The organism is Motilimonas eburnea (assembly GCF_021295345.1).
Taxonomy (GTDB): domain Bacteria; phylum Pseudomonadota; class Gammaproteobacteria; order Enterobacterales; family CBDFNC01; genus Motilimonas; species Motilimonas eburnea.
Map to the genome: position 1 here is coordinate 1 of NZ_JAIMJB010000039.1, position 7,027 is coordinate 7,027.

At 45.5% G+C, this 7,027-nt stretch carries 3 protein-coding genes; 2 read left to right on the plus strand and 1 reads right to left on the minus strand.

All coding sequences use genetic code 11. From position 1 onward, the window contains the following. The first annotated feature begins 244 nt into the window (after positions 1-244). Positions 245-1,942, plus strand: a complete 1,698-nt coding sequence (locus K6Y21_RS20820) for a vWA domain-containing protein (RefSeq protein ID WP_233073868.1) — start codon at positions 245-247, stop codon at positions 1,940-1,942. 68 nt (positions 1,943-2,010) lie between these two features. Here the strand turns inward: K6Y21_RS20820 and K6Y21_RS20825 are convergent, their stop codons facing one another. Beyond that, positions 2,011-5,409 carry a thrombospondin type 3 repeat-containing protein gene (locus K6Y21_RS20825; RefSeq protein WP_233073869.1) on the minus strand — a complete coding sequence of 1,133 codons (3,399 nt, stop codon included), beginning with the start codon at positions 5,407-5,409 and terminating at the stop codon, positions 2,011-2,013. A gap of 526 nt (positions 5,410-5,935) precedes the next feature. On the opposite strand from K6Y21_RS20825, the gene K6Y21_RS20830 reads away from it, so the two are divergent. Continuing rightward, positions 5,936-6,460 carry a hypothetical protein gene (locus tag K6Y21_RS20830; RefSeq protein ID WP_233073870.1) on the plus strand — a complete coding sequence of 175 codons (525 nt, stop codon included), beginning with the start codon at positions 5,936-5,938 and terminating at the stop codon, positions 6,458-6,460. Positions 6,461-7,027: the final 567 nt, after the last annotated feature.

The window sequence follows — 7,027 nt, forward strand, 5'->3', positions numbered from 1 at the left end:
ATGTTGCTGTAATGCGTAAGTATTTAACGGGATTGTGGGCAGTTTATAAAGAAGGTCAAGCATTTGACTCCGCAAAATTATTCAATTTTGAGAGTAAAAATGCTTGAACTTGGACAGAGTATCTACACCAATGTTTATCTCTGGCGCATTTTACGAAGAATACATGCTGCGATTAATTTAGCCCTTTTTACCTACCGAGATGTTTACGCCTACATCACCTAATAGCAACGTGTAGGAATGTATTATGAACCTTGCCACCAACCGAGTTTTCACCATCTCAGCTTTATCTTTGGCTATGTGGGCCTGCGGCGGCCATACGCCAGCCAATGATAACCAGTCAAAACCAAGCGACCAAGCCAGCCCCCAAAGTCAGCAAACCAAGGAAAATCATCAAGCGCCACCACTTGAAGAGTTGCAGGTGTTAACCGACTCAGCCCAACCTGCCATCGCCCTTGCACCTAAAATGACCACCCAGCATAGTATGCCAATTGCGCCAGATACCATGACGTATGCTGAATCTAATAGAGAAAATTACGCCTCAATAGAGGAGCAGAGTGTTAAGCGCGTGATTGATGAGCCCGTGTCTACCTTTTCTACCGATGTCGACACCGCCAGCTACACCAACGCCCGCCGCTTTCTCACTAATGGCCAATTGCCGCCCAGCGATGCCATTCGCATCGAAGAGTTTATCAACTACTTTGACTATGACTGGCCACGCCCTAACAGCTTAAGCGAACCTTTGGCTATCGACACCGAATGGATGCCCACTCCTTGGAATGCCAATACAAAATTAATGCGCGTGTCGTTGCAATCCTATCAATCAAACTTCGATGATCTTGCACCGTTAAATTTGGTGTTTCTGCTTGATGTGTCCGGCTCCATGAGCGACCCCGATAAACTGCCCTTGATGCAACGCAGCTTTAACTTGCTGGTGGAGCAACTGCGCGCGCAAGATCGCGTTAGCATAGTGGTTTATGCCGGTGACAGTGGCGTGGTACTTGAGCCTACCGCGGGCGATCAAAAGGCCGCCATCAACGCCGCCATCAACCAACTTAACGCCGGCGGCAGCACCCATGGCAGCGCGGGAATTGAGCTGGCCTATCAATTGGCGGCCCAGCACGCTAAAGCCAATAGCATTAATCGCGTGATCATAGGCACCGATGGTGACTTTAACGTGGGTACAACCGGCATTGACGCCCTTAAAGATCTGATTGAGCAAAAGCGTGACAACGGCATATTTTTGAGTGTGTTAGGGTTTGGCACCGGAAATTATAACGATCACCTGATGGAAACCTTGTCTAATCACGGTAACGGCAACGCCTTTTATATCGACAGTTTTAATGAGGCCAGACGCATCTTTGCCGACCAACTCACCGCTACGCTGCAAACCGTGGCCAAAGATGTTAAATTACAGGTTGAATTTAACCCCGCCTACGTCAGTGAATATCGCCTTATAGGGTATGACAATCGCGTGCTAGCGCGTGAAGATTTCAACAATGATCGCGTCGATGCTGGCGACATGGGCTCAGGCCACAGCGTCACCGCGCTATATGAAATCGTCCCAACTGCAGGCAGCTTTCGCTTTAACGATCCACTGCGCTATCAAAGCCAAGACAAAGCACCGTCTCAAGGTCAAACTAATACCGCAAAAAATGGCGAATGGGCCCATGTTAAAGTGCGCTACAAAGAGCCTAATGCAAGCCAGTCTCAACTATTGAGCCTAGCGGTCAACGCATCGGATCAAGCCCCAAGTCAAGATATGCAACTGGCCGCGCACGTAGCAGGCTTTGCGCAATCCTTGCGCCAAAGCAAATATATCAATGATTACAATTTAGATGATGCGCTAAAAGGCACCGCACAAGCGGCCCAAGGGCATGAGGATAAGTGGGGTTATCGCCAAGAGCTGATCCAACTGATCCGCAATGCCAAGGCGAGTCAGTAAAGCTCAAATCAATAAAAAAGCGGCTTGTTAGGCCGCTTTTATATCTACGCATAACTTTTAGATAAAAGTTAACTGCGTTTTCTTAGCAAAGCTAGACCGGATAGCAGAAGCAGGCTAAACCAGCCTAAACTACCACCACCGCCGCCACCTGATTTTTCCGCAGTTGCGGTGTTATCAGTGCTGCTACCATTAGATGTATCCGTCTCACCTGTTTTATCAACCACTTGAATCGAAGCGCGTGTCAACTGAGTTGTCACCCCATTTTCAACAAGTTTAACCAGTCCAACATTTTCTACAAACCAGTATTGAGCTTGGTAAGAAAACTGTACTTTAGCGCCGTCAACGTCTGCATAACCTGACAGGTTAAACTCGGAGCGTAGTGCATTATAAGTACCCGCGGCCACCGTCACCGACTCAAAACCATGAGTTGTACTCGATGCATTCCAAACAAAATCTCGGTTACCATAATCCGGTTGAATATTAACTTTGCTACGGCCGTTCAATGACACAGAACGAGCCAAAGAAACCGCTTTATCTAAGCGAATATCGGCTGAAAATGTCCCGTACGGTGTGCTCACTTGCGCCAGATGCAGGCCTAACAGTTGGATATCTTCGCTGGTGGCATTTAGGTAAAGCTTAGAGCCGCTTGGGAATACTAAGGGGTATACCTTTTGCTGCAGCATGGTTTGAGCGCTACCTAGCTTAACCTCTTGGCTCGCAAAGGCATCAAAATGCCAAGTGTTGCCAGATGTGGTGGGGTACAAGGTAGTGTAATCGCCACTAAACGGCGTTACTGGCGCAGGCTCTTCGGTTTGCCCATCACCAGACTGCTCTCCTTGTCCATCCGTATTACCATTATCGGTGTTGTTATCTGTGCTGCTACCGGTGTCATTATCTGTGCCCGAATCTCCCGTATTGGTATCGCCATCGGTCGTATCGCTCCCCGAGCCACTATCTCCCGAATCACCACCGGTATTGGCACCTATGCTTGCATCTAATGGCGCGGCATCATTTACATCAAGCACACCGTCATTATCATCGTCGTTATCTGCGTTATTGCCTATACCATCTAAATCCGTATCAACTGATTCGCTAGCATTAAGCGGAAACGCATCAGCACTATCAGCAACGCCATCATTATCATCGTCGCTATCTGCGTTATTACCTATGCCGTCTAAATCTGTATCGACTGATTCACTAGCATCAAGAGGAAGCGCATCAGCGCCATCGGTCACACCATCGTTATCATCATCGGTATCAGCATTATTACCAATGCCATCTGAGTCTGTGTCTAAGGACTCTGATGAATCAAGGGGGAATGCATCAAATTCATCAGCTATACCATCGTTGTCATCGTCGGTGTCGGCATTATTTCCTATCCCATCGGCATCTGAATCTAAGGATTCTGACGCATCAAGCGGAAATGCGTCAGATTCATCAGCCACACCATCGTTGTCATCGTCGGTGTCAGCATTATTACCGATACCATCTGCATCTGTGTCTAAAGACTCTGATGCATCAAATGGGAAAGCATCAACCCCATCTTCAACACCGTCATTGTCATCATCGGTATCAAGTGTATCGCCTATCTCATCGCCATCAAAATCCGCCCACTCATTAGGATCGCTAGGAAATAAATCGTCTTTGTCATTGTAGCCATCGCCATCAAAGTCTTTCACGGTGAAGTTTTTAAGCTCAAATATAGGCACGCCAGACTGAGCATAAGCTAACAGAACTTGCCCTTTCGTGGCTAAAGGTAAAATAGCAATGGGCGAACCTTGGACTTCATAGGTTGCAGAAGGGTCAAGACTAAAGTCACCTTGCCGGCGATGCAATTGGGTAGAAGAATTACTATTGGTACCGCGCAAGGTAAAGACGTTGCCATGTAACCAAGTTAAATCTTGAATGTTCTCGGCATTGTCAGAAAGCGATAAATTGGTTACTTCGCTCATTGAACGACCTAAAACAACACGACCCGAGCCTAAAGCGACAAATGCCCCATTTTCAGAAACTCGGATCGGGGCTTGCCAACCCTGACTGCTGTGGTAAGGACTGTCATTATCACTGCCCAGTGTACCCGTTTCAGGATCTAAATAATGCCAATGTAAATCGGCTGGCGAATAACCACTAATGTAGTAAACGCGGTTAGCTTGCTCCCCCCAAACAAGAGAAGTAGTTGGATAAGCCCAATCATTCGAGTGTGTTTTTTCACCCGCACTGTTAAAAATACTAAAGGTTCCCCAAGCACCAGAACTGTCTCGGGTCATGAGGTAATTACCCGTTGCGCTGATAGTCGAAATAGAGCTAGGGAGATTAATAAAAACGGACTCGGTATCGGTTTCGAGGTCGATAAAGCTGATTTGATTATTGCTATAAGCCAGATAAATTCGATTATGCGCCGCTGAATAACTGATCGCACTCGGCGCAGAGGTTAGCCCAATCGACGGTAAATATTGCTGTTGACTAATGGACCAACGGAAAATATTTAAATGCTGTTTACTCAGTAGGTAAACCACATCTTCACTTTTGTCTAACGCTACCGCATCCGGTGTATAAGCTAAGCCCGTTGGGTCTATCTCAGCCTCTGGATCTGCAGGGTTTAATTGACTAACGGCAAACACTTCAACATTAGCTAAGTCATCTGCAATAACCACAACCTTATCGTTATATACAAACAACTGATCAGGGTTAGCTAAACTCAGCGTATAGGTTCCGGTTTCACGTGATGCCTTGTCGTAAGCGTGAACCTGATTTCCCCTCAACACGATAGGTAACTCACCCCAAAAATCAATATCTTGGAAGGCGGTACCTAGGTTTGCAGAATAAGTCAGATCTTCGTTATAAATGACACCTGAGTAATCCACTAAGCGACTAGCACTAGGAAAAACCGCAATATCTCGCCCTTGATTGTAGTCACCATGGTAAGGACTATCTTGCTGAGAGCCTAGGGTACCAGTTGATGATATGTCTAAGCGATTAATGTCGGCAGGGCTGATTCCAGCACTATGAAAGTAAACGGCTGAGCGAGCGGGAGATACGGTCATCTCAGCTGAAGCATACCAAAGGGACTTATCAGCGATAAACTGGCCACTATTTTTTTCTATGGTCTGGATATAACTGCTGGCACCTAACACTAGCTTATCATCTAGGATTTCAATATCGGTGATGGAGTTAGTGGTCACACTTAACTGTGTTTCTCCACTGCCATCCAATGGCAGCTTGATGATCTGACTTCCATAGCTGACAAAAATACCCGTTTCATCAACAGCTAACGCCAGAGGAACATTGGTCAATGCAATCGGAGCCAAAAACTTCTCATCAGCCAGCGAGTAACGTTTTATCTCAGTACTAGCTTCATCGGTTAAATACACCACCCCTTGATGTACTTTAGCATCAACCACTGCCGCACTGGCAATCGAACTTGCGCCAGCCATTAAAAGCAATGCCGCCGTAGCTTTATTCATCATCAGCTCTTCCCTGCTCAAACAAAAATGCATACTATAGCAGTCAAATAAATATAAAAGAACCAGTGTTCTAAGTACTTAAGCTAATAACAAGCAACATAAATACAACGAGGCAATTACACTTTGTGAAAGCAATGACTAAATAGCTTTATGAAGGTAACCGCTCAGAATATCACAACCCAGTATAGCTCCGACGCCTTGGCCAACGGGTCTCAAAGCAAGGGCCACAGCAAAGGTCATTTGTGTATGGCTATACGGGCCAGTTGCTTGGTGAATTTACTGATGCCAATTCGGCCATTCAAGAAACTATATGGCTAGGGAATATCCCCTTGAAGCGGTCACGCCAACCGCAAATTCAGAAACGGCCATACATCATAAGTTGTAGTCAGATATAGAAGCCTTATCCAATCACAGTAACAACAATGCACTTTATATCGATAAGCACATTGTTATGAGTGTTGCATAATCTTCTAATTTTATTAAATATCTGATAAGTCAATTTTCAAAATCACAACCTATGGATTAAAGAATGAAACCTGGCTCTTATGCGTTTCTGGCAATACTCGTTCACGCTCTAACTCATGCCAGTGCTCAAAATTCATCGCCAGCTCAATCAATGTACGAGGCTTTGTATGGTTATTGCATGCTCCCCAAAAGCAATTTGCGCAGTGTAGCTGATCTGGCTGAAATGATGGGTGGGTACAAATTACCTGATAACAAGGTTGCCCCTAAAGTTAAAAGGAAGAATGGGTTGTCGTATATCGTTAAACACGATAATCAAGTGTATCTTTTAAGCTGCATTCACAAGCAGGTATGCAGTATCACAAGTGATAATACTGACATTACATTGTTGAAAAAAAAATTATCATCTTCATTAAAGCTGAGATTCATTAGCGCTGAATCAACAATTTCAGAGGTTACTGAAGCATATTCGATCATACAAGAAGGGGAGTTTAAGCATAGCATTATCACCTTAACCTACAGTCTAGAGGATACTCCATATTCAACCGCTACGATCAGCTATCATCGCCGTATCATAGTGCAAAAACTATGAAAGCTTACCCACTTTATTATTGTGATTACCCGCTATTAATTCCGGCTCTAAACGCGCACTCTGAAACAACATAGTCACTTCAGTCACTAATCTGTGTAAAGTTAAGTCAAGCTTATCAGGGACAGTACTGGACAGGGACAGGACAGTACTGGACAGCCATCTGAATACCAATCTAAAAAGCTTAGTACTGGACAACTCAGTACAACTCAGTACTGGACAGCCATCTAAATACCAGCGATTTGATGGCGCAAAAAGTCAGCGAAAAGTGCTAGATCTGCCGGCAAGATTCACCACTGGTTCAATATTGGGATTAAGATTGGCGTAAATGCTATCAATAATACCTAGCGCTGACTGGAGGTGTGATTTTTAGTCGTGTCTAAGCCTGCCGATTAAGCAAATGACGCCATTAGTTTGTCCTGCGGGAATAAAATTATCCAACCCCACTCAGTCGGTTACATGCTGCTTGACCGCGGGTCCAGCAGTGGCCTGTTCGGATGCTATGTGCTGTGAGGTGCTCCCAACTGCCGGCAGCGCTGCCAAAGCTACGGCTAAAATGACTGACAAGTT